A 22,718-nucleotide genomic window follows, 5' to 3' on the forward strand; every position below is an offset into this window, starting at 1 on the left:
ATAAAAATTTATATATTTAAACACCCTGAAGTGAAACACACTCAGTAAAATAAAAAGTAGATGAAGTTTTTACTTCCCATATTATTCTTAAGTTTTCAACTTGGTTTAGCTCAAAAAGAGATAAAACATCAAGTTTACTTTTTAACAGATCAATATGACATACCTGAAACCGAGGAAAGCAGGCTCTTGTTATTTCTTTCTGAAATTGAAAATATGGACATCCAGAAAATTTCAATTTATGGATTTTGTGATGACAGGGGTAGTGACTCTTACAACTTAGTACTTTCACAGCAGCGTGCCGATGCTATAAAAACAGTGTTTTCCAACAATGAATTTGATGAATCTGTGATTACCAATGTAGATGGTAAAGGTGAGATACTTCTCAACGTAGTCAACGATAATGATCTCTATAAAATACGTGGTCTCAATCGTAAGGTAGAAATCATTGTACAGCCCTACGATCCACCTAGAGAAAAAGTTGAACCTCCTGCTCCAGAAAGCACAGAAGATCTTTTAAAAGGTGAATTAAAGGAAGGTGATAAAATTCAGCTTGAGAATATTTTATTTAAAACAGGTTATAGTTATTTAACAAAGGAATCTAAAGAAGTTTTAGATGATATCGCTGAAATATTGGTGGAACGTACAGGTATATACTTTACTGTAGAGGGTCATGTATGCTGTACATACGGTGAAAGAGATGCTATTGACCGTAAAACTAAAAAACGAAATTTGTCCTTGGCCAGAGCTAAAACCGTATATGATTATTTGGCCGAAAAAGGTGTTCAAAAATACCGTATGAAATTTGTGGGACAAAGACGTAAATTTCCATTGGGTGGTGAACCAGATTTGGATCGACGTGTTGAAATTTTAGTGACACGAATCATTCAAAAACCTAAAAGCTCAAATTAATTTTTGATCATTACTATATGCGGAATTCCATCTTCCAAATATTCCTCACCAACTTCAAAAAAACCTAAATTATTATAAAAGCGTTTTAAGTACACTTGTGCTGAAACTTTTATTTTTGTTTCATCGAAATAGTTTTTAATAACTGCAATGGAAGCTTTCATAATATCATAACCATACTTGTGTTTTCTCTCTTTTTCCTGTACTACTACTCTACCAATGCTGGAAATTTCAAAATAATCATTAGGTTTAAATATACGCGTATACGCTACTAACTTTTCATTCTTAAAACCTAAAACATGAAGGGCTTTTTGATCCTTTCCATCTATATCTTGATAAACACAATCTTGTTCCACAACAAAAACTTCGCTCCTTAATTGAAGCAAATCATAGAGTTCCTGAGTTGTAAGTTCCGTAAATAATTTAGTAGTTATTGAAAGCATTGTTGACTATTAACTCTCAAAAATAAACATAAATGTGGTATTAAAACATCTAATTTTAGGCTTGCATGCCACCATCTACAATAAAGGTGCTTCCATGACAATATTTTGAGTCATCACTAAATAAAAATGTCACCATATCACTTATATTTTTTGGTTCTGCGTAGCGTCCTAGTGGAACTTGATTTTCAAAGTCATCTTTAACCTCTTCAGCATTTCCCGGATTTAGACCTTCTTCTAAAGAACGCATCATACGGTTGTCTACAACACCTGGATTTACGGTGTTGACCCTAATGTTTCGTTCGCCCAACTCTAAAGCTGCAGTCCTCATAATCCCAATTACAGCATGTTTGCTCGCAATATATGCTACCATACCAGGTGTTGCCTGTAATCCTGCCACAGAAGATGAAATAACAATACTACCTCCATCTTCTATTTTAGGAATCACATACTTCATGCCCAAATAAACACCTCTTACGTTTACGGCAATGACCTTATCAAATTCGTCTTCAGGATAATCTTGCATTGGTTTTACAATACCTTCAATACCTGCATTATTAAAAAAATAATCTATTTTATGATATCGTTCTAGGCAGACTTCAACATACTTTTTTACATCTTCGCTTTTAGTCACATCTGCTGCAACATAAGACATATTGTATCCATCTTTTTCAGCTTTATTTTGTTTGTCCTTAAGAGCATCTTCATCAATATCTACCAATAAAACTTTTGCTCCTTCTGATGCCAATCGCTGTGCTGTTGTAAACCCAATACTACCAGAGCCACCTGTAATTATCACTACTTTATCCTTAAATCTTTCCATAGTTTTATTTTAAAAAAAGATAGTGGATAAATTGAGAACGAGTTAACCTAAAAAATAAATTTATTGATACTATGATAAAATTTAATCTTGGACAATCACATCTTTGCTATCACGTTTTTTGAATTCAGGTTGAATGTTAACATGGTTAATGTCGTAATTATGAAAAATATATTTTTCAATTTCATCTAAAATCAAGTCGAACTGCGACAATAAAATATCCTCTGTAAAGTCGATGTGAGCCTCAAAATGAATTTCGTCTTCATTAAGCTGCCAAATGTGAACGTGATGCACATTTTTAATGCCCTTGAACTCATTTAAATCTTGAACAATTTTATCTACCGGTATGGAGTCTGGTGTAAATAACATTAATACTTTGGTGGATTCTTTCAATAAATCAAATCCCATCCAAATGAGATATATAGCAATAGCGAAAGTGAGCACACTATCAATCCACCAAATTTCGTAAGTTTTCATTAATAAGCCGCCAATTAAAACTGCTACACTCGCCATCATATCTGTTAAAAGATGCAGATACGCACTGCGCATATTCATATTATTATTAGAGCTCTTTTTTAACAGAAGTACGCTAAAACCGTTACCTAAAATTGCAATTCCTGATAGCCATATTACCAGACTAGATTCTATTTCTTGTGGATTTTGAAAACGTTCTATAGCTTCAAAAATCAAAAGAATAGCAACTACAATTAACGTTGCTGCATTGATAAAAGCAGCGAGAATTTCGGCACGTTTATAACCAAAGGTTCGAGTTAATGATGCTTTTTTTCTAACTAATTTGTTTGCTGTAAAACTGATAATCAGCGAAACCACATCACTAAAATTATGCAGAGCATCGCTTAATAATGCCAAACTACCAGATACTAAACCTCCAACTATTTGTGCAGCGGTAATAAGAACATTCAAAAAAATTGAAATAAGAAGATTACGACCATTTAAGTCGTTATGGGAATGGTTATGTGAGTGCGTATGTCCCATGAATTATAAAATCTCTAAAAAAAAAAGCAGAGGAGAGACTTCATCTTTTTATCTTATAGAATTGTCTGTCTATACACAATACGAAGTTCTTCTAGTAAAAAAATATCCGACAATGCTCGGGATAACAGTATTAGCAAGATAGTGGAATCTTATCAACACGTGTTTGGTGACGACCACCTTCAAAATCCGTTTCTAAAAACGTATCCACCATTTTTAATGCTTGCGGAATTGAGGTAAACCGTGACGGAATACAAATTATGTTAGCATTATTGTGCTGACGAGTCAATTCAGTAATTTCTTTGGTCCAACATACGCCAGCTCTTACCTTTTGGTATTTATTAGCAGTCATAGCAACACCATTAGCACTCCCACAGATTAGAATACCTAAATCTACATTGCCAAGATCTACATCTTGTGCTACAGGGTGAACAAAGTCTGGGTAATCTACACTATCGGTAGAATCTGTACCGTAATTGGTAACAATATGTCCGTTTTCGTTTAAATATTTTAAAATGGCCAGTTTGTATTCTGGGCCTGCGTGGTCATTCCCTATTGCTATTTTCATCTTGTTAATTGTTTTTAATTGTTTTTGTTAAGACAGAAACCTCATTAATATGATATCAACAAATTTACAAATAATTAATCTCGGTTAATAGAAACACTCATTACATGTTAATAAGTGTTCACAACTCTTTAAAAGTAAAATTAGGATTATCCAATCATTTTTTCCAAGCAAAAACAGGATTGACATCACCAAAAAAGTTAACCATTTTTTTAGAGCGAGTTATTAAACATACTTTGTATTGCAATGAACAAAAAAAGAGTAAAATATTATCAATCATTTCTATTAACATCGGTTATTAACATCATGTTGATAGCTTTTAAATATGCTTTAATATTAAGTATTTAGATGTAAATTTAATGTTAACTACGTATTAAGTAAATGTGATAAGTCACTTCTCAAAATAAAGTCTAAAAAAGTTATGCGCACTATTAACAAGCTATAATAACTATCATTTTATTTTTTAAATTTTAAAAGAAAAATGATAATATGTATATATATGTTGATAAGTGCAATTTTCATTAATTTAACGTTACCTAAACACAGTTCAATTAATTAATCGTAGCTTTGTAAAAACTTAATAACCTCTCTTCGCCTTGATTAAGTTTTAAAATTAGAATTCCTAACACTTTTAGGAAACGAATAAGATTACAAATTAAATGACAAAAAAGAAAAAAAAGAAATCTCGAAATAACAAGATTTCCAACCTAACAAATACAATTTTAGGTATACTAAAAAAGGAAAGAAACAAAACCTTTAACTACAAACAAATCGCTTCTAAACTTGGCGTTAACGATGCCAGCAGTCGCAATCAGATCATAAAAAAACTAGCTCAACTAAAAGCCAAACAAGAAATCGAAGAAGTGGAGCGTGGCAAATTTAAAGCCATTGTTAACACGGAATACCACACGGGTATTTTAGATATGTCACAAAAAGGAAATGGTTATATCATTTCAGATGATTTTGAGGAAGATATTTTCGTCGCTTCAAATAATATTAACAAAGCATTGGATGGAGATGAAGTTGAATTTTATGCCTATAAGCGAAAGCACAGAGGTAAACAAGAAGGTGAAATTACTAAAATTATCAAACGTGCAAAGACAGAGTATGTAGGGACCATTCAAATTCATGAGAAAAAGAATTTTGCCTTTGTAGTACCTGATAGTTCAAAAATGTATACCGATATTTTTGTACCTATTAATAAAACAATGAAAGCCCAAGACGGTTATAAAGTCTTGGTTTCTATAGAAGAATGGCCAGACAAGGCAGATTCACCTAACGGTAAGGTGCTCGAGGTTTTGGGTAAACCAGGCGAACACAGTACTGAAATCCATTCAATTTTAGCTGAATATGGATTGCCTTTAGAATTTCCACACGAAGTTGAAGAATTTGCCAATAAACTAGATTTATCCATTTCCAAAGAAGAAATTGCTAATCGTCGAGATATGCGTAAAGATCTAACCTTTACCATTGATCCTAAAGATGCAAAGGATTTTGATGATGCTTTATCGTTTAAAGTGTTGGATAATGGCTTATACGAAATAGGAATTCACATTGCAGATGTATCACATTACCTGCAACCAGGTACTGTTTTGGATGATGAAGCTTACGAGCGTGCAACCTCTATATATTTAGTAGATAGAGTAGTGCCCATGCTGCCAGAAATACTCTCAAACGGTGCATGTTCTTTAAGACCACATGAAGAAAAGTATACCTTTTCTGCTGTGTTTCAAATGAATGATAAATGCGAAATTAAAAACGAATGGTTTGGTAGAACCGTAACCTATTCCGATGCACGTTTTGCTTATGAGGAAGCTCAAGCAATAATTGAGTCCAAAACAAATGATATTCCCAAGGAAGTTTCTTTAACGGGAAAAGTTTACAAAACGGATCAAGCGATTGCAGATGCCATTTTAAAGATGGATGAATTGGCAAAAAAAATGCGTTCTAGGCGCATGCGAGAAGGTGCTATTTCTTTTGATAAAGTTGAAGTAAAATTTGATTTGGATGAAGAAGCCAACCCAGTTGGAGTATTCTTTAAAAGCAGTAAAGATGCCAATAAACTTATTGAGGAATTCATGCTTTTAGCCAACAGAAAAGTAGCAGAATTTGTTGGGAAGAAAAAACCTCAAAAAACATTTGTATATCGTGTTCATGATGAGCCAGACGAATCTAAATTAGCACAGTTACAAACCATTGTGGGACGTTTTGGCCATAAATTAAATTTTAAGGATAGAGGCAGCATTGCATCATCATTAAATAATTTATTAAAAGATGTTGAGGGTAAAAAAGAACAAAATCTAGTAGACACTTTAACCATAAGAACCATGTCTAAGGCTGAATATACAACACATAACATTGGTCATTATGGTTTAGCTTTCGATTATTACAGTCATTTTACCTCACCAATTCGTCGCTATCCAGACGTGATGGCACATCGTTTATTACAACGTTATTTAGATGGTGAGCCTTCTGCAAACGAAGAAATCTATGAGGAAAAATGTAATCATTCGAGTAACATGGAATATCTAGCTACAAAGGCAGAAAGAGATTCTATTAAATACATGCAGATTCGTTTTATGCAAGACCACCAAGACGAAGAGTTTTTGGGTGTAATTTCTGGCGTCACCGATTGGGGAATTTATGTAGAGATTATTTCTAATAAATGCGAAGGAATGGTGAGCGTACGAGACATGAAAGATGACCATTATTATTTTGATCAAGATCAGTACGCAATGGTAGGTAAAAAAACAAGTAAAGTTTATCAGCTTGGTGATGAGGTGATTGTAAAAGTGAAGAATACGGATTTAGTGAAAAAGCATCTTGATTTTTACATGGTAGGTAAGCCACAATAATTTTTTAACCAGAGCTTTCAGAATGACACTTTTAATAATTCAGAAAAGTTCGTGAAATCATTATAAGATAGAATCAATCATGATACTAACCACAACCAACTCAATAGAAAACCATCCAATAGAAGATTACTTAGGTATCGTTACAGGCGTTTCAATGAACGAAGAAGCCATAGCTATGGGTTTTAGCATATCAAAATATTCGCAAAAAATTCAAAAAAGCGTTGATAAGGTTAAGGAAACAGCCTTTCAACGATTACAGGAAAATGCGATGAAATTAAAAGCGAATGCAGTGGTTGGTATTAAAGTAGAAATAGAACTCACTACCAGTAATTACGCCATGGTTTCGGTTACTGGTACGGCAGTAAAAGTGGCAGTTTAGATTATGAAACTTCAAACTAAAGCCAGCATATTAAGTGTTCTCATATTTTTTGTGATTTATTTAATAGTTTGGTGCTTAATCTATTTTATTTTTGATAAGGTCAGTATATTAATTATATCTGCTATAACTGCGGGAATTGCAACTATTTTGTCGCCGAGAGAACAAATAATACAAACGCAATCTGGTCCAAAAATTCAATTCAAGTGGTTATTTTTCAAAAAAGTAATAACTATAAAATAGAAAGAATTATGAAGACTATATGTTTATGCTTAATTCTGCTCGTTTCTGGGAAGAGCATAGGACAAAATTCCATTGAAAAGAATATTGGAGTTTTTAATGAGATTAAAGTGTTCGATTTAATCAATGTTGATATGGTTAAATCCAATGAGAATAAAGTTACAATAGAGGGTAAAAACAAAAGTGATGTAGAAATCGTCAATAAAAATGGCAAGTTAAAAATCCGAATGGATCTTGATGAAATTTACGATGGTAATGACACTAAGATAACGTTGTATTATACCTCTGTTTCTACGATTGATGCAAATGAAGGAGCTAAAATCACAGTAAAAAATGTGATTGATCAAAATAATATTGAATTAAGAGCGCAGGAAGGTGCAGAAATTATAGCACAGCTAAATACGAATTCAGCAGAATTTAGAGCAGTGACAGGAGGAATAATTAACGTTAATGGGAGTTCTAAATATCAAGATATATCCATACTTACAGGTGGAATTTTTAATGGAAAAAAACACATGACCGACCGTACGGAAGTTAGTATTAAGGCTGGAGGAGAAGCTTATATTCATGCCACAGAAGAAGCCGACGTAAGTATTAGAGCAGGCGGATCAATCTTTGTTTACGGTAATCCAAAGAATGTAATAGAGAGCAAAGTATTGGGAGGTAAGGTAAAAGTGATGTAATTTACTTTTGTATTTTTGTGTAAACCGCACCATTTCCATGTTAGATGATATTTTAGCAGCCATACCATTTGGACTTATTTTAGCCTTCACCATAGGACCTGTTTTCTTTGTCCTGCTGGAAACTAGTGCTACCAAAGGTTTTACATGCGCTCTTATTTTTGATTTAGGAGTCATCTTCGCAGATATTGTTTTTATTGCTGTAGCATTTTTCAGTACCAACAAACTTATAGATAAGATAAAAGACGATCCAAATTTTTTGGTTTTTGGAGGTATGTTGCTAGTGGTGTATGGTATTATTTCTTATATAAAAACGTCTAAATCCTTTAGGGATATTGTTAGAGCACACAGACAGATTAAACTACCAAAAAAAGATTATGGAAAACTATTTGTAAAAGGGTTTTTACTCAATTTTATAAATATAGGTGTATTACTAGGATGGCTCGGTTTTATAGTAATTGGTACGTCTTTAACTAATTCTGAAAATGGTGTTTTGGTGTTTATCGCCACCATGTTAATTACCTACTTTTTAGCAGATTTATTTAAAATTGCCATAGCTAAACGACTCAGAAAAAGACTCACGCCGAGACTGGTATTTAAAACAAAAAAGATAGTCGCACTGGTAATACTGGGATTCGGTTTGCTCTTATTGTCCCAAGGTCTTTTTCCAAAACTTTACGAGAAAGGCATTGAGCAGATTGAACGTGTGAACCCTATTTAAATTTACTTTTCTTATTGAGACGGGGTTATACTTATAGAAATAGGGAAGAGAGATATCAATTTATATTACGTCAGACTTTATTCAAATTACCCTAAAATTGAAAAATAAAAAAACCTTCAATAAACATTGAAGGTTTCTCAGAGGTGTCGAGCGGATTCGAACCGCTGTAGATGGTGTTGCAGACCACTGCCTAGCCACTCGGCCACGACACCCTTTTAAGGAGGGCAAATATATAAATTATATACCTTTTTAGCTACTTAGAGCTAGATTTTTCGCTCCTTCGACATTTTAATAGTAACCATTTCAACGTCTCCACCAATTGGCGGATTTATTTTACTCACCCAAACGGTTACTTTTTGGGTCATTTCAGATTCATTCAAGACGCGATCTAAAATGTACAGGGCTACCGTTTCAAGTAGTTTGGACGGTCGTCCCATTTCCTCACGTACAATTTTGTTTAACAGCACATAATCAACCGTATCCTTAAGCGCATCAGATTTAGCAGATTTTTTTAAGTCAGCTTCAACCTCTAAATCTACACGGTAATCGCTACCAATCTTTGTTTCTTCTTTTAAACAGCCGTGATTTGCAAACACACGGATATTTTCAACCTTAATTATTCCCATAATGCAAAAATACATTAAAGTCTTGACTCAATTTTTAATTTGCGGTGGCCTCTGATCTGATTTACTGCGTAAAAAAATCAAAAATATTACTCAAAGCTCCAGTTTTAGCTTTGAAAAACTCTGTATATGTGCATTTTTTGCATGTTACTGAGGTAAACTTTTTATTTTGAATGTCGAAGATTTTAGACAACGTACCACCAGTTGCTCGCATTTGTCCGATTTCATAAGTGGTGTTTTCACATTTTGGGCATTTATATTTCATAATTTTAATCGTTTTATCTTTATACTATTGGTATAAAAACAACTATAAATGTTACATTTTACTTAATTTTGTGCGTTGAATTAGCGTGCCTGAAATAATAAGTTTCAAGTCAATTAGAACACCTAATTTCTAATACCTTAACCATGTCAGAAGATAAAAAATCACTCAATTTTATTGAGCATATCATAGAAGAAGATTTAGAAAACGGCTTATCAAGCGATAAACTAAGATTTCGTTTTCCACCAGAACCAAATGGTTATTTACATATTGGGCACACTAAAGCTATTGGGATTAGTTTTGGTTTAGGCGAAAGCTACAATGCGCCTGTTAACCTTAGATTTGACGATACTAATCCAGCCAAGGAAGAGCAAGAATATGTTGATGCCATAAAACGTGATATATCATGGTTGGGATATAAATGGGCGAACGAGTTGTACTCCTCAGACTATTTTCAAAAACTTTACGATTGGGCAGTTTTGTTGATTAAAGACGGAAAAGCTTATGTAGATAGCCAGTCTTCCGAAGCTATGGCAGAGCAGAAAGGCACACCAACACAACCAGGTGTGGAAGGGCCTTATCGAAATAGAAGTGTAGAAGAAAATCTAGATTTATTCGAAAGAATGAAAAATGGCGAATTCGATGAAGGCGAACACATTCTACGCGCAAAAATCGATATGCAACATCCAAATATGCTTATGCGCGATCCTTTGATGTACCGTATTCTAAAGAAATCACATCATAGAACCGGAAACGAATGGTGCATCTACCCTATGTACGATTGGACACATGGAGAAAGCGACTACATCGAACAGGTTTCGCACAGTTTATGCTCGCTTGAATTTAAGCCTCACAGACCGCTTTACGATTGGTTTAAGCACAATGTATATGATTATGCTAAGGAAGATCTTCCTATGTTACCAAAACAGCGTGAGTTCGCTCGTTTAAACTTGAGTTACACCATTATGAGCAAACGTAAATTGCTCAAATTGGTTGAGGATGGCATTGTAAACGGATGGGACGATCCAAGAATGCCGACAATATCTGGATTGCGACGAAGAGGCTATACGCCAGAATCCATAAAACTATTTATCGAAAAAGTAGGTGTAGCAAAACGCGAAAACGTGATCGACGTCTCGTTGTTAGAATTCTGTATTCGTGAGGATTTAAACAAAAGCGCTAATCGAGTTATGGCGGTTTTAGATCCTGTAAAAGTGGTCATTACCAATTACCCTGAAGATAAAGAAGAATGGCTGGAAGCCGAAAACAATCAAGAAGATGAATCTGCCGGTTACCGAAAAGTACCTTTTTCAAGAGAAATCTATATCGAAAGAGAAGACTTTAAGGAAGAAGCTGGTAAGAAATTCTTCAGATTGCAACTTGGTGGTGAAGTAAGGTTGAAAAATGCCTATATCATAAAAGCGGAAAGCGTCGTAAAAGACGAAAACGGAATCATAACGGAAATTCACTGTACTTATTCAGAAGACACCGAAAAGAAAGTAAAAGGTACACTGCACTGGGTATCCATAAAACATGCAATTAAAGCTGAAGTTCGAGAATACGATCGTCTTTTTATGAATGAATCACCAGATGCGCACAAGGACAAGGATTTTATGGAGTTTATTAATCCGAACTCGCTTAAAATCATCACAGGTTATGTAGAGCCCAGCTTAAAGGATGCCGAGATTGGTGAGCGTTTTCAATTTCAGCGTATAGGTTATTTTAACGTCGATGATGATTCAAAATCTGATAAATTAGTATTTAATAAAACGGTTGGATTGCGCGATAGTTGGGCAAAGCAGAAGCCAAAACCAAAACAGACCAATCAAAACAAACCGAAACAACAACCAAAGCGCCCAGCTATTAGCATTATTCAACAGTTAGGAAAAAAGTATACAAATCTACCCGAAGAAAAGCAACTAAGAACTAAGGCAGAAATTCAGGAATTGGCAAAAAAGGTATCCTATGAAGAGCTGGAACCTTGGTTTGGCACTGCGATGAAAAAAGTGGGCACGCGCATCGCAACTTTAATTACTTTAAAAGTATTATTAAATACGGGACAAAAGCGAAATGATGCTATAAATGAGTTTATTCAGAAATGTAAAGACGATAAGAACGATTTGTTGGTCAAAGAATCAGCGGACCTCTAAAACTTAGTTTTAACAAAACTTTTGATGCCGAATGTTTTTTTGAGATAAAGAATTTGTTAATTTTAGATAAACTCATACATAATGGACAAAAACACACAAGCTATACTTACAGAAATTTCAAGCGTTACAAGAGATATTGAAGAAAATTATCCAGAGCTTCAAAAGTATCTGGACGAAACCAGGAGCACTCTTCCAGAAGGATCTAACGCTAGCGCGGAATTAAAAGAGGAGGATCTAAAAAACTACCTTGATCAACTAAAAGAAATGGTAAAAAAATATAAAGAAAAGCATTAAATTAAAAAGCCTCAGATTATTTTCTGGGGCTTTTTTTATTCTTATTAGCTATTGTAATTTCGACAGTACGAGGAACGAGTGAAGAGAAAGCTTATTATAAAAAATTTGCTCTACGTACCCCATTCGGAACGAACTTTCACTTCAATCTAATTTCAATCATTCACCATTCTTTTTCCTGTCTTCTTCAGCTCTTTTCATGGCCTCTCCTATTTGATTGCTAGCAGTAAAACTCGCCACCATATCATTTAACATATTGCTGCCAGCTTGTGGCGCGTTTGGTAATAAAATTAAGTTGCTATTGGTTTCTTCTCCCAATGACTGTAAAGTATCATAATGCTGTGTTACGACAATTAGAGCAGAAGCCTCTTGAGAATTAATACCAACACGGTTCAACACTTCAACAGATTCTTCTAAACCACGTGCAATTTCGCGACGTTGGTCTGCGATACCTTGGCCTTGTAGTCGCTTACTTTCAGCTTCGGCTTTAGCTTTTTCAACGATTAAGATTCGTTGAGCGTCACCTTCAAACTGCGCTGCTATTTTCTCTCTTTCCGAAGCATTAATTCGGTTCATGGCTTGTTTTACTTGTGCATCTGGATCAATGTCTGTAACTAAAGTTTTAATAATATCGAAGCCATAATCTAGCATGGCGTCATTTAACTCAGCTTTTACGGCCAAGGCAATATCATCTTTCTTTACAAACACGTCATCCAATTTCATTTTAGGCACTTCTGCTCGTACTACGTCAAAAACATAGGAGGTTATTTGATCGTGTGGATAATCGAGTTTATAAAAAGCGTCATAAACTTTTTCGCGAATAACTTTATACTGCACCGAAACTTTCAATCTCACAAAAACATCATCCAAGGTTTTGGTTTCTATGATGACATCTAATTGCTGAATCTTGAGACTTAAACGGCCCGCAACCCGATCGACCAAAGGTATTTTTATTCTCAAACCGGATTGGGCAATGTATTGAAATCGCCCAAAACGCTCAACGATAGCGGCAGTTTGTTGTTTTACTATAAAGAATGCAGAAATTAGAATTAGCAATCCGAAAATTACAATCGGAACTAGGATAAATTGGCCCATAACAAATATTTTTAGTTGAGTATTACGAAATATTAAAAGTAAGTATTATTAAGTTATTTTGGTTAGGTTTGTTGTAGTCTGTTAAATAAAACGCATGAAACTTCCCAAAAACATTCTCTTAGCCTTTGTTGCCGTTGCTTTTGTTACAATAATTTTTGCACAGCGCGGGCGCTACGCCATCACAAATTCTATTGGCATACAGGGAGGAATCACACAATTTGACATTATTACCGATAATTTTGAAACAAAATCCAGTTCTGGTTATATTGGAGGTTTGTCGGCTGCAGTAGATTTATCGCCTAAATGGTATAATTTGAGTTACAATATTCAGCTTTCGGAAAATAATATCGATATCAGCGCTTCACCAATTGCAAACGGAGTAAATGAATTTGTAGAATATAAAATGCTCACGGCACAAATTTCATTTTTATTACACGCCAAATTAATTGGTAATTATTTGACCTTTGATATTGGCCCAATGTTACAATATAATGGCGAATTAGAGCTAAATGACCAGTCAAAAAGCGAATACATTATCGCAAATTATAACACACTAACCGCTGAAGACATTACTGATGTTTCAAAATTTAATGTGAATGGTGCGGTTGGTTTATCCGCGGGTTTTAGCAGATTTTTACTCAGAGCACAGTATCAATACGGTTTTACCAACATCCTAGGAAAATTGAATGACCAAGACTTAAATCTTAATAACTCAGAACGTTTTGAGGGAAATCAATCATTGTTGGCTTTTATGCTTATTGTAAGCTTTTGACAAACTTCAAAACCTATTATATTTCCTTAATCAAAGCCTCAATTCGCTTTACGGTTTCAGCTTTACCAATCATAAACATAATATCGAACACGTCAGGTCCCTGTAAAGCACCTACCAGAGCTAAACGTAATGGCATCATCACTTTACCAAATCCGATTTCATTTTTTGTTATCCAACCTTTAATATTGGTTTGAAGATTACCTACCGTAAAGTCATTAGTTTTTAGAACATGCGCTTTTACCTGTTCCATCACCGTTGCAGTATCCTCTTTTATGGCTTTTTTTGAAGCCTTTTCGTCGTAAGACTGTGGCGAAACGAAGAAAAAGTGGCTCAAATCCCAAAAATCACTAACAAATGTGGCACGTTCCTTAATCAATCCCACAACAAGAGCAACGTAATTGATATCGACATCGGCCAACTCGGGTCTCGTGCCTTTAAATTGTTTGGCCAAATCCAAATCAAGCTGTTCTTGCATATAATGATGGTTGAACCATTTGGTTTTATCTGGGTCAAAACGAGCACCAGCCTTGTTAACTTTTGACAAATCAAAAGCTTCAATAAGTTCTTCTAGACTAAAAATTTCCTGTTCTGTTCCTGGATTCCAGCCTAAAAAGGCTAAAAAATTTACTACAGCTTCAGGAAAATAACCTTCTTCTTTATAGCCTTTTGAAACATCGTCAGTGTTTTTGTCTTTCCATTCCAATGGAAATACCGGAAACCCGAGTTTATCACCATCGCGCTTACTTAACTTTCCTTTTCCGGTAGGCTTCAATATCAACGGGAGATGTGCAAATTTTGGAGCATCCCAGCCAAAAGCATCATAAAGTAGTTGGTGTAACGCTAGTGACGGGAGCCATTCTTCGCCTCTAATAACATGCGTGATTTCCAATAAATGATCATCAACAATATTAGCTAAATGATAGGTAGGCATACCGTCGCTTTTAAACAGGACTTTATCGTCCAAAACATTGGTGTCAATTGTCATTTTACCACGAATTATATCCGTGAGATGAAGTGTTTCGTCTTGTGGGGATTTAAACCGAATCACGTAATCTTCACCAGCATCAATTTTAGCTTTTGTTTCAGCTTCTGTGAGCACCAAAGAATTAACCAATCGTCTTTTTTCTCGATTGTGCCAATTGTATATGAAGGTTTTTCCCTTGGCTTCGTGGTCTTTTCTGTGTTGATCCAATTCTTCTGCAGTATCGAAGGCATAATAGGCCTTGCCATTTTCAATTAATTGGTCTGCGTAGCTTTTGTATAGATGCTTTCGTTGACTCTGTCTGTAAGGTCCAAAATTCTTGTGGCCTCCTTGCCTATGTTCACCTGTTAACTGCGGACTTTCGTCAAAATGCATTCCGCACCAATTTAGTGCTTTCACAATATAGTCCTCAGCACCTTCAACAAAACGGTTTTGGTCGGTGTCTTCAATTCTGAGCACAAAATCGCCACCATGTTTTTTGGCAAATAAATAGTTGAAGAGAGCGGTTCTAACACCACCAATATGAAGAGGCCCTGTTGGACTTGGCGCAAAGCGCACGCGAACTTTTTTAGACATAATTGTTATTTGGACGATTTGTTATCCTGAACTTGTTTCAGGATCTCACTGAAGGCACAAAGATAAAATTATAGACCCGAAGTTGGAAGCATGAGCCACGAAGAATTATTCTTAATCGAAAAGTCCTTGGCAATGAATAAAACTTGAAGCAAATTATTATGTTGTCAACGATGCTTTGGCGCTAAAAATCCTGGAATTTTGCCTCAAAATCGACTACTTTAAAATCATCGATTCAGGAACACGCTTATTCATTATGCCAAACCAAAGTGGTGGAATCATCGCCAGAACCATTGATGTTGGATACCCAAAGGGCATTTGCGGACTTTCATCATGGCAATCTAGAATCTGATATTTTTTTGAAGTTTTGAAATGGTGATCGCTATGCCTGGTTAATTCATAAAGCACAATTCTACCTATGACGTGATTAGAGTTCCAAGAGTGTATTTCTTTTACACGTCCATATCTTCCGGATTTGGTTTTTAGTCGTATTAGCCCATAATGCTCGATATAATTAACGGTTTCCAATAGAACAAAGCCAATAATTCCAGAAAACAAGGCAAAAAGTAAACCAATCCGGCCAAAAACAGAAAATACAGTAATTAAATATGCGATTTGAAAAATTACATACCAGAGCATATCGTTTTGAATGGATAAAAAAGGAAGTTTCCTTTTTTTCAATAGTTTTATTTGGATCTTCCAAGCACTAACATATTGTCTAAACGTTGAGGTGAACCAAAACGAATACACACTTTGATTATACCTTGCAGTTGCCGGGTCTTCGGGTGTTGCGGCATGCAGATGATGTCCAAAATTATGCTCGATATAAAAGTGCATGTAATATGAAGGTAGAAGTAAGGCTTTTCCCAAAAACCGCTCATTAGTGCTTTGCCGATGACCAAGTTCATGAGCAACATTGATGCCATTAACGCCCAATACAATGCCGACAGACAAAATCAATCCAACAAACTCGGAAGCTTCTAAATTATTAGAAGATACAACTACTAATGCAAAAATTACTAACCCAAAAACAATAGGAATGTTGAGGTATAGTAGCCAATCAAAAATTTTAAGTTTTAGTTTGCTACTGGCTTCGGCAGGCTTGAGATTTTTTGTGTCCACAGGAAAAATAAGTTCTAAAAGCGGAATACATACAAAAGCAAAAAACGGAGTCGCCCAAACCCAATTGCCCTTGAGAGAAACCCCTAAAAACGCCATGAGTGGAATTGAAAAAGCGGCTAGATATTTAAAATCTTTCATCAAAAAAAAAAATTGTTGTGATTCTCGCAAAAGAAGAAATCATTTAATCATTCCTATGAAGGCAGGAATCTACTTTTTAACACTAAAACGCTCTAAATTAACAGAAACTTACCAAACATTACCAATTTTCAATTAAAATAAATTGTAGTTTAGTCAGTTAGAATATTATAATGAGCAATTTCAATACTATAAAACAAAAACTTGAGCAGTTCGTGAAAAGGTACTATGCCAACGAGCTGCTAAAAGGAGCTATTTTGTTTTTCGCTATTGGCCTGCTTTATTTATTGTTGACGCTTTTTATAGAATACGTACTCTGGCTTAGCTCAACCGCAAGAACTATTCTTTTCTGGGCTTTTATTCTAGTTGAAGTTGGATTATTTGCGAAATTCATCGCCATCCCTTTGGCTCATTTATTCAAATTACGAAAAGGTATCAATTTTGAAACAGCATCAAAGCTTATTGGCAACCACTTTCCCGAAGTAAATGATAAGTTACTCAATGTGCTTCAACTTAATCAAAGTCCAAAACAATCCGATTTACTGATAGCAAGTATAGAGCAGAAGTCGCAAGAATTGCAGCCAATCCCATTCAAAAGCGCCATAAATTTTAAATCCAATACTAAATATTTAAAGTATGCCGCTATTCCCATAGCAATACTCTTACTTTCATTATTAACTGGAAAAATTAATTGGTTTAGCGATAGTTATGAACGTGTGGTCAACTACAAGACAGCTTACGAGCCACCAGCGCCATTTCAGTTTTTTGTGCTTAACGAATCGCTCAATGCGATAGAAAATAAAGATTTTAAGCTCAAAGTTTCAACCGTTGGAAATGTGATCCCGGAGAATGCCCAAATACAGTTTAATGGTCAATCTTATTTTTTGCAAGCTACAGGTGCAGGTGAATTTGAATATGTTTTCGGTCTTCCAAAAGAGAAGATAGAGTTTAGTTTAGAGGCTAACGGCGTAATTTCAAAGCCCTATGTTTTGGATGTGGTAAATACACCGAATTTAGTGAGTTTTGACATGGTTTTAGACTATCCTGCGCACACAAAAAAAATAGACGAAACGTTAAAAAGCACGGGTTCTGCTGTCATTCCCGAAGGGACAATGGTGACTTGGGTTGCTAAGACAAAATCAACTACTGAGGTCAATATTTATGCTGAAGATACGTTAAGATTCGACTCTTTTGTAGATGGAAAATTTGAAGCGACCAGGCGACTATTTAGTAATTATAATTACAATATTTCAACGAGTAATTCAGATTTAAGAGATTATGAGAATCTAGCCTATAGCATTGATGTAGTGAGGGATATTTATCCAGAGTTGAGCATTAAAGTGCAAAAGGACTCTATTGATGACCAAACCTTGTATTTCTACGGTCAGGCAAGTGATGACTATGGTTTAATAAAGTTGCAATTGGTATATTATCCAGATAGAGATGAGTCTAATAAAAAAGTAGAATTGATTGACATTTCAAAATCAAATTTCAGTGAATTTGTTAGCGCTTTTCCAAACCAATTAAATATTGAAGAAGGCGTGAGCTACCAACTTTATTTTGAAGTGTTTGACAATGATGCAGTACACAATTACAAACGTACTAAAAGCTCAGTTTTTAATTATAGAAAGCGCACCAAGGAAGAAGAGGAAGAAAAGCAGTTGCAAGAGCAAAATGAAACCATAAAAGACATCAGCAAAACGTTTGACAAGTTAAAAGAGCAGGATAAGAAGCTTGAAGAACTATCTAAAACACAAAAAGAAAAAGAAGAGCTCAACTTCAATGATAAAAAGAAGTTTGAAGAATTCCTGAAACGTCAAAGACAACAGGAACAGTTGATGAAGAATTTCAATAAAAAACTACAAGAAAATATTGAGGAATTTCAGAATGAAAAGGAAAAAGAAGAAGATCCATTCAAAGAAGATTTAAAAGAACGACTCAAAGAAAATGAAGAGCAATTAAAAAAAGATGAAGATTTATTAAAAGAGCTCGAAGAATTAAAGGAAAAAATTAACAAAGAAGAGTTTACCGAAAAACTTGAAGAACTAGCGAAGCAAAATAAGAATAAGCAACGCAGCATGAAACAGTTGTTAGAATTAACCAAACGGTTTTATGTGATGAAAAAAGCAGAGAAAATCCAAAATAACCTAGAGGATTTAGCTAAGGAACAGGAAGAATTATCCGAGAAAGAAAAGGAAAACACAAAAGAAGAGCAGGAAAAACTCAATAAAAAGTTTGATGATCTTCAAAAAGAATTGGACGAATTAAAACAAGAAGACCGACGCTTGCAAAAACCTATGAATATTGAGCGAGATGTTCCATTAGAGGACAGTGTTAAATTCGATCAAAACGAAGCAAAGGAAGCGCTAGAAGAAAAAGAGAAAAGTGAAAAAGAGCAAAAGCTAAAGGAAGCTCAAAAACAAAGTCAAAAAGCAAAGCAACGCCAGAAAAAAGCAGCTAAGAAAATGAAAGAAATGTCCAAAAAGCTTGAGAAAGCAGCTGGAGGCGGAGGTGGTGGCGAACAAATGTCTGAAGATATTGATATGCTGCGTCAAATATTAGAAAATCTATTACTCTATTCGTTTGACCAAGAGAATCTTATGGATGTTTTTAGCGGTATTAATATTGATAATAATAAATATGGCAAGTATATCATCGAGCAAAGTAATTTAAGAGAATATTTTGAGCATATTGACGATAGTTTGTTTGCATTATCACTAAGGCAACCAAAATTATCAGAAAAAGTCAACTCACAGATTACTGACGTTTATTTTAATATAGATAAAGCACTTGATTTTTTAACCGAAAATAGATTGTATCAAGGAGTAGCTAACCAGCAATATGCTATAACGGCGAGCAATGAACTGGCAAATTTTCTCAGCAATGTTTTGGATAATATGGAAATGTCCATGAATCCGTCACCTGGCTCAGGACAAGGAGGTCAGCAACTTCCAGATATTATAAAATCACAGGAAGAATTAAACAAGGAAATGGAGCAAGGTATTAAAAAGAGCGAAGAAGGTCGAGAAGGAGAAGATAGTGAAAAAGGAGAAGGTGATAAGCCTGATGAAAAGGGTGCGAAAGGAAAAGATGGTGAGGGCGATAAATCTGGAAAAGAAGGCAACGATGGACAAAAGGGAGAATCCGGTAAAAGTGGTCAAGAAGCCGAAGGGAAAGGACAAAATGAACAATCTGGTAAATCTGGTGAAAAAGGACAAGAAGGTGAAGGAGGTAATAATGGGAAAAATGGCCAAAACAGTAAAGAAGGGGAAAAACAAGGATATGGTGAAGGCGGAAATGAGGAGCAAAATGCTGAGTTATTCAAAATATACCAGCAGCAGCAGATGTTACGTCAAGCGTTGCAAGATAGAATGGTAAAAGAAGGCAAAGTTGAATCTGCTGGAGAATTAATTAAACAAATGGAAGAGGTTGAGTTAGACCTTTTGAACAAGGGTTTTACCAATCAAACACTCCAAAAGATGATGGATGTACAACATCAACTTTTAAAATTAGAAAATGCCACTTTTATGCAAGGGCAGGATGCAAAACGTAAATCTGAAACCAACCTTAAAGAATTCGACACATCTAATCCAAATCAAATACCAACGGCTAAACAATATTTCAATACTATCGAGATTTTAAATCGTCAGGCATTACCTTTGCAAAATCATTTTAAGAAAAAGATTCAAGAGTATTTTAAACAAGCGAATGATTAGTTTTAATTATGAAACGGATTTTAAATTAAACAATCCTCACGCAGTTTCACAATGGATTTCAAAAACCATTGAAGAAGAAAATCGTACTGAAGGTGAAATCAATTATATATTTTGTAATGACGAATACTTATACAAAATTAATGTTGATTTTTTAAATCACGATACTTTAACGGATATTATCAGCTTTGACTATTCGGTAGGAAATGAGCTACATGGTGATATTTATATTTCTATTGATAGGGTAAAGGAAAATGCAAATGATTTTGCGGTGGACTTTCAAGACGAATTGGCACGGGTAATGATTCATGGTGTATTGCATTATTGTGGCTACAAAGACAAATTGGAACACGAAGCTAAGACGATGCGAAGGAAAGAAGACTTCTACTTAGGAAGGCGTTAGAAAAATTAAGGTTTTCGCTGTATCTTTGCGGACTTTAAAAAAAATTAATTGCACGTGGGACTTGTTCCACGTGGAACAAAACAAATAGTTATGTTTAACGATGTTTATGATGTTATAGTTGTTGGTGCTGGCCACGCTGGTAGTGAGGCTGCTGCTGCTGCTGCAAACATGGGAAGTAAAACATTGTTAATTACCATGAATTTACAGAACATCGCACAAATGTCTTGTAATCCAGCAATGGGAGGTATCGCGAAAGGGCAAATTGTGCGTGAGATTGACGCGCTTGGAGGGTATAGTGGAATAGTTTCTGACACATCGGCAATTCAGTTTAAAATGCTGAATAAATCAAAGGGTCCCGCGATGTGGAGTCCAAGGGTTCAAAGTGATAGAATGCGTTTCGCTGAAGATTGGAGATTGCTTCTTGAAAACACTGAGAATTTAGATTTCTATCAGGAGATGGTGTCTGGGTTAATAGTTGAAAAGGGTAAAGTTGCTGGAGTAAAAACATCACTTGGGATTGAGGTTAAAGCAAAGACTGTTGTGCTTACAAATGGAACATTCTTAAACGGACTGATACATATTGGTGATAAAAATTTTGGCGGAGGTAGGGCTGGTGAAAGGGCAGCTATTGGGATTACTGAACAATTAGTGAATCTTGGTTTTGAATCCGGTAGAATGAAAACAGGAACACCTCCAAGAGTTGACGGAAGATCATTAGATTTTTCAAAAATGATTGAACAGCCAGGTGATGAGAATCCCGAGAAATTCTCATATTTAGATCAGACAAAACCATTAGAGAAACAGCGGTCTTGTCATATGACATATACAAGCAATGAGGTCCATGATTTATTACGTGAGGGCTTTGACCGATCACCAATGTTTAATGGTAGAATAAAAAGTGTTGGACCGCGCTATTGTCCTTCAATTGAGGATAAAATCAACAGGTTTGCAGATAAAGACAGGCATCAATTATTTGTTGAACCTGAAGGATGGGATACGGTTGAATATTACGTAAATGGGTTTTCCACTTCGCTACCTGAGGACGTCCAGTTTAAAGCTTTACGTTCAGTCGTTGGTTTTGAGAATGTAAAGTTCTTTAGGCCAGGCTATGCTATTGAATACGACTATTTTCCTCCAACCCAGTTAAAACATACATTAGAAACAAAACTGGTTGAAGGATTGTTTTTCGCTGGTCAAATTAATGGAACAACAGGTTATGAAGAAGCAGCCTCTCAAGGTTTAATGGCTGGAATTAATGCCAGTTTAAAGGTTCAGGAAAAAGATCCTTTTACATTACAAAGAGACGAAGCTTATATAGGGGTGTTGATTGATGATTTAATCACAAAGGGAACAGAAGAGCCATATAGGATGTTTACTTCCAGGGCAGAATACAGAACCTTGCTTAGGCAAGATAATGCCGATTTCAGATTAACGCCAAAGGGTTATGATTTGGGCTTGGCTTCTGAAAAACGTTTGAGAAGAATGGAAGAAAAACAATCAAAATCCGAAGCTTTTGTTCAGTTTTTTAGAGATACAAGTGTAGCGCCCGAAGAAGCTAATCCGGTGCTCGAAACCAAAGGCTCGGCTTTAGTAAAACAGCAAGACAAGATGTTTAAGCTGTTTGCAAGACCCAATATCACAATTGACGATGTTAGAAAATTTGAAGCTGTAGAAAATTATATTCAAGAGAATAAATTGGATTCAGAAATAATTGAACAAGCAGAAATCCAAGTAAAATATGCTGGATATATCGAGAAGGAAAAGAATAACGCAGATAAACTAAACAGGCTCGAGAATGTCAAAATACCAAAGGATTTTGATTACTCTAAACTTAAATCCATGAGCATGGAGGCCAGGCAAAAATTAAACAAAATTCAACCAGTAACCATTTCCCAAGCTTCAAGAATTAGTGGTGTTTCGCCAAATGATGTGTCGGTTTTGTTAGTTTATTTGGGCCGCTAATTCATTCGAAAGTAAGGATCTCTGCGTAAAGTAATTTTA

General features: G+C 35.2%; 20 protein-coding genes and 1 tRNA gene. 11 read left to right on the forward strand and 10 right to left on the reverse strand.

The annotated features are described in order from the left end of the window. Positions 1-60: 60 nt before the first annotated feature. Positions 61-909 (forward strand): OmpA family protein, encoded by an 849-nt coding sequence (locus HM983_RS06595; protein WP_179344595.1) that lies wholly within the window; start codon positions 61-63, stop codon positions 907-909. Here HM983_RS06595 and HM983_RS06600 read toward each other — a convergent pair. From HM983_RS06600 to rpiB, 4 genes are all read right to left on the reverse strand, one after another. Continuing rightward, positions 906-1,349 (reverse strand): GNAT family N-acetyltransferase, encoded by a 444-nt coding sequence (locus HM983_RS06600; protein ID WP_179344596.1) that lies wholly within the window; start codon positions 1,347-1,349, stop codon positions 906-908. The two genes, HM983_RS06595 and HM983_RS06600, sit on opposite strands and share 4 nt — an antisense overlap. A 55-nt stretch (positions 1,350-1,404) precedes the next feature. After that, on the reverse strand, positions 1,405-2,169 hold the full coding sequence (locus HM983_RS06605; RefSeq protein WP_179344597.1) for an SDR family NAD(P)-dependent oxidoreductase: 765 nt from the start codon (positions 2,167-2,169) through the stop codon (positions 1,405-1,407). A gap of 81 nt (positions 2,170-2,250) precedes the next feature. Continuing rightward, the gene (locus HM983_RS06610) at positions 2,251-3,162 is read right to left on the reverse strand and encodes a cation diffusion facilitator family transporter (protein ID WP_179344598.1); all 912 of its coding nucleotides are present in this window, start codon (positions 3,160-3,162) and stop codon (positions 2,251-2,253) included. A 130-nt stretch (positions 3,163-3,292) separates the two neighbouring features. Continuing rightward, a complete protein-coding gene (gene rpiB, locus HM983_RS06615) occupies positions 3,293-3,727 on the reverse strand; it encodes a ribose 5-phosphate isomerase B (protein WP_179344599.1) in 435 nt (144 codons plus the stop codon). Positions 3,728-4,383: 656 nt separating this feature from the next. Here rpiB and rnr point away from each other — a divergent pair. The 4 genes from rnr (at position 4,384) to HM983_RS06635 (ending at position 8,596) form a co-directional block, all read left to right on the forward strand. Continuing rightward, a complete protein-coding gene (gene rnr / locus HM983_RS06620; RefSeq protein ID WP_179344600.1) occupies positions 4,384-6,579 on the forward strand; it encodes a ribonuclease R in 2,196 nt (731 codons plus the stop codon). A gap of 79 nt (positions 6,580-6,658) precedes the next feature. Beyond that, positions 6,659-6,958, forward strand: coding sequence for a YbjQ family protein (locus HM983_RS06625; protein ID WP_179344601.1), 300 nt, complete (start codon positions 6,659-6,661; stop codon positions 6,956-6,958). A gap of 248 nt (positions 6,959-7,206) precedes the next feature. Next, positions 7,207-7,878, forward strand: a complete 672-nt coding sequence (locus tag HM983_RS06630) for a head GIN domain-containing protein (RefSeq protein ID WP_179344602.1) — start codon at positions 7,207-7,209, stop codon at positions 7,876-7,878. 37 nt (positions 7,879-7,915) lie between these two features. After that, complete coding sequence (locus HM983_RS06635; RefSeq protein WP_179344603.1) at positions 7,916-8,596, forward strand: LysE family translocator; 681 nt, start codon at positions 7,916-7,918, stop codon at positions 8,594-8,596. A 141-nt stretch (positions 8,597-8,737) separates the two neighbouring features. Here the strand turns inward: HM983_RS06635 and HM983_RS06640 are convergent. The 3 genes from HM983_RS06640 to HM983_RS06650 all read right to left on the reverse strand — a co-directional run bounded on the left by HM983_RS06640 (position 8,738) and on the right by HM983_RS06650 (position 9,484). Then, positions 8,738-8,808 (reverse strand) — tRNA-Cys (locus HM983_RS06640). Positions 8,809-8,859: 51 nt separating this feature from the next. Then, positions 8,860-9,222 carry a dihydroneopterin aldolase gene (folB, locus tag HM983_RS06645; RefSeq protein WP_179344604.1) on the reverse strand — a complete coding sequence of 121 codons (363 nt, stop codon included), beginning with the start codon at positions 9,220-9,222 and terminating at the stop codon, positions 8,860-8,862. A gap of 61 nt (positions 9,223-9,283) precedes the next feature. Next, positions 9,284-9,484: a zinc ribbon domain-containing protein gene (locus HM983_RS06650; RefSeq protein WP_179344605.1), complete on the reverse strand. Its 201-nt coding sequence runs from the start codon at positions 9,482-9,484 to the stop codon at positions 9,284-9,286. Positions 9,485-9,627: 143 nt separating this feature from the next. Between HM983_RS06650 and HM983_RS06655 the strand changes: the two genes are divergently transcribed. Both HM983_RS06655 and HM983_RS06660 read left to right on the forward strand, forming a co-directional pair. Beyond that, positions 9,628-11,631: a glutamine--tRNA ligase/YqeY domain fusion protein gene (locus HM983_RS06655; protein WP_179344606.1), complete on the forward strand. Its 2,004-nt coding sequence runs from the start codon at positions 9,628-9,630 to the stop codon at positions 11,629-11,631. Between the two features lie 81 nt (positions 11,632-11,712). Then, positions 11,713-11,925: a hypothetical protein gene (locus HM983_RS06660; protein ID WP_179344607.1), complete on the forward strand. Its 213-nt coding sequence runs from the start codon at positions 11,713-11,715 to the stop codon at positions 11,923-11,925. A gap of 156 nt (positions 11,926-12,081) precedes the next feature. Here the strand turns inward: HM983_RS06660 and HM983_RS06665 are convergent, their stop codons facing one another. Next, positions 12,082-13,017 carry an SPFH domain-containing protein gene (locus HM983_RS06665; protein WP_179344608.1) on the reverse strand — a complete coding sequence of 312 codons (936 nt, stop codon included), beginning with the start codon at positions 13,015-13,017 and terminating at the stop codon, positions 12,082-12,084. 94 nt (positions 13,018-13,111) lie between these two features. Between HM983_RS06665 and HM983_RS06670 the strand changes: the two genes are divergently transcribed. After that, positions 13,112-13,789: a porin family protein gene (locus HM983_RS06670; RefSeq protein ID WP_179344609.1), complete on the forward strand. Its 678-nt coding sequence runs from the start codon at positions 13,112-13,114 to the stop codon at positions 13,787-13,789. Between the two features lie 16 nt (positions 13,790-13,805). Here the strand turns inward: HM983_RS06670 and gltX are convergent, their stop codons facing one another. After that, positions 13,806-15,347 carry a glutamate--tRNA ligase gene (gltX, locus tag HM983_RS06675; RefSeq protein WP_179344610.1) on the reverse strand — a complete coding sequence of 514 codons (1,542 nt, stop codon included), beginning with the start codon at positions 15,345-15,347 and terminating at the stop codon, positions 13,806-13,808. A 213-nt stretch (positions 15,348-15,560) separates the two neighbouring features. Next, a complete protein-coding gene (locus HM983_RS06680; RefSeq protein WP_179344611.1) occupies positions 15,561-16,604 on the reverse strand; it encodes an alkane 1-monooxygenase in 1,044 nt (347 codons plus the stop codon). A 212-nt stretch (positions 16,605-16,816) separates the two neighbouring features. Between HM983_RS06680 and HM983_RS06685 the strand changes: the two genes are divergently transcribed. The 3 genes from HM983_RS06685 to mnmG all read left to right on the forward strand — a co-directional run bounded on the left by HM983_RS06685 (position 16,817) and on the right by mnmG (position 22,679). Further along, entirely contained in the window at positions 16,817-20,317 is a 3,501-nt protein-coding gene (locus tag HM983_RS06685) for a hypothetical protein (RefSeq protein ID WP_317166949.1), read from the forward strand. Beyond that, entirely contained in the window at positions 20,310-20,717 is a 408-nt protein-coding gene (gene ybeY, locus HM983_RS06690) for an rRNA maturation RNase YbeY (protein ID WP_179344613.1), read from the forward strand. The genes HM983_RS06685 and ybeY overlap by 8 nt, the downstream gene beginning before the upstream one ends. Positions 20,718-20,807: 90 nt before the next feature. Then, entirely contained in the window at positions 20,808-22,679 is a 1,872-nt protein-coding gene (gene mnmG / locus HM983_RS06695; protein WP_179344614.1) for a tRNA uridine-5-carboxymethylaminomethyl(34) synthesis enzyme MnmG, read from the forward strand. Positions 22,680-22,718: the final 39 nt, after the last annotated feature.

This window comes from Winogradskyella ursingii (genome assembly GCF_013403975.1).
In the GTDB taxonomy this organism is placed as follows: domain Bacteria; phylum Bacteroidota; class Bacteroidia; order Flavobacteriales; family Flavobacteriaceae; genus Winogradskyella; species Winogradskyella ursingii.

Bases quoted from the DNA above. Each gene is read 5' to 3' on its own strand.
- HM983_RS06595 (WP_179344595.1), top strand. From the start codon at position 61: ATGAAGTTTTTACTTCCCATATTATTCTTAAGTTTTCAACTTGGTTTA.
- HM983_RS06600 (WP_179344596.1), bottom strand. From the start codon at position 1,349: ATGCTTTCAATAACTACTAAATTATTTACGGAACTTACAACTCAGGAA.
- HM983_RS06605 (WP_179344597.1), bottom strand. From the start codon at position 2,169: ATGGAAAGATTTAAGGATAAAGTAGTGATAATTACAGGTGGCTCTGGT.
- HM983_RS06610 (WP_179344598.1), bottom strand. From the start codon at position 3,162: ATGGGACATACGCACTCACATAACCATTCCCATAACGACTTAAATGGT.
- rpiB (WP_179344599.1), bottom strand. From the start codon at position 3,727: ATGAAAATAGCAATAGGGAATGACCACGCAGGCCCAGAATACAAACTG.
- rnr (WP_179344600.1), top strand. From the start codon at position 4,384: ATGACAAAAAAGAAAAAAAAGAAATCTCGAAATAACAAGATTTCCAAC.
- HM983_RS06625 (WP_179344601.1), top strand. From the start codon at position 6,659: ATGATACTAACCACAACCAACTCAATAGAAAACCATCCAATAGAAGAT.
- HM983_RS06630 (WP_179344602.1), top strand. From the start codon at position 7,207: ATGAAGACTATATGTTTATGCTTAATTCTGCTCGTTTCTGGGAAGAGC.
- HM983_RS06635 (WP_179344603.1), top strand. From the start codon at position 7,916: ATGTTAGATGATATTTTAGCAGCCATACCATTTGGACTTATTTTAGCC.
- folB (WP_179344604.1), bottom strand. From the start codon at position 9,222: ATGGGAATAATTAAGGTTGAAAATATCCGTGTGTTTGCAAATCACGGC.
- HM983_RS06650 (WP_179344605.1), bottom strand. From the start codon at position 9,484: ATGAAATATAAATGCCCAAAATGTGAAAACACCACTTATGAAATCGGA.
- HM983_RS06655 (WP_179344606.1), top strand. From the start codon at position 9,628: ATGTCAGAAGATAAAAAATCACTCAATTTTATTGAGCATATCATAGAA.
- HM983_RS06660 (WP_179344607.1), top strand. From the start codon at position 11,713: ATGGACAAAAACACACAAGCTATACTTACAGAAATTTCAAGCGTTACA.
- HM983_RS06665 (WP_179344608.1), bottom strand. From the start codon at position 13,017: ATGGGCCAATTTATCCTAGTTCCGATTGTAATTTTCGGATTGCTAATT.
- HM983_RS06670 (WP_179344609.1), top strand. From the start codon at position 13,112: ATGAAACTTCCCAAAAACATTCTCTTAGCCTTTGTTGCCGTTGCTTTT.
- gltX (WP_179344610.1), bottom strand. From the start codon at position 15,347: ATGTCTAAAAAAGTTCGCGTGCGCTTTGCGCCAAGTCCAACAGGGCCT.
- HM983_RS06680 (WP_179344611.1), bottom strand. From the start codon at position 16,604: ATGAAAGATTTTAAATATCTAGCCGCTTTTTCAATTCCACTCATGGCG.
- ybeY (WP_179344613.1), top strand. From the start codon at position 20,310: ATGATTAGTTTTAATTATGAAACGGATTTTAAATTAAACAATCCTCAC.
- mnmG (WP_179344614.1), top strand. From the start codon at position 20,808: ATGTTTAACGATGTTTATGATGTTATAGTTGTTGGTGCTGGCCACGCT.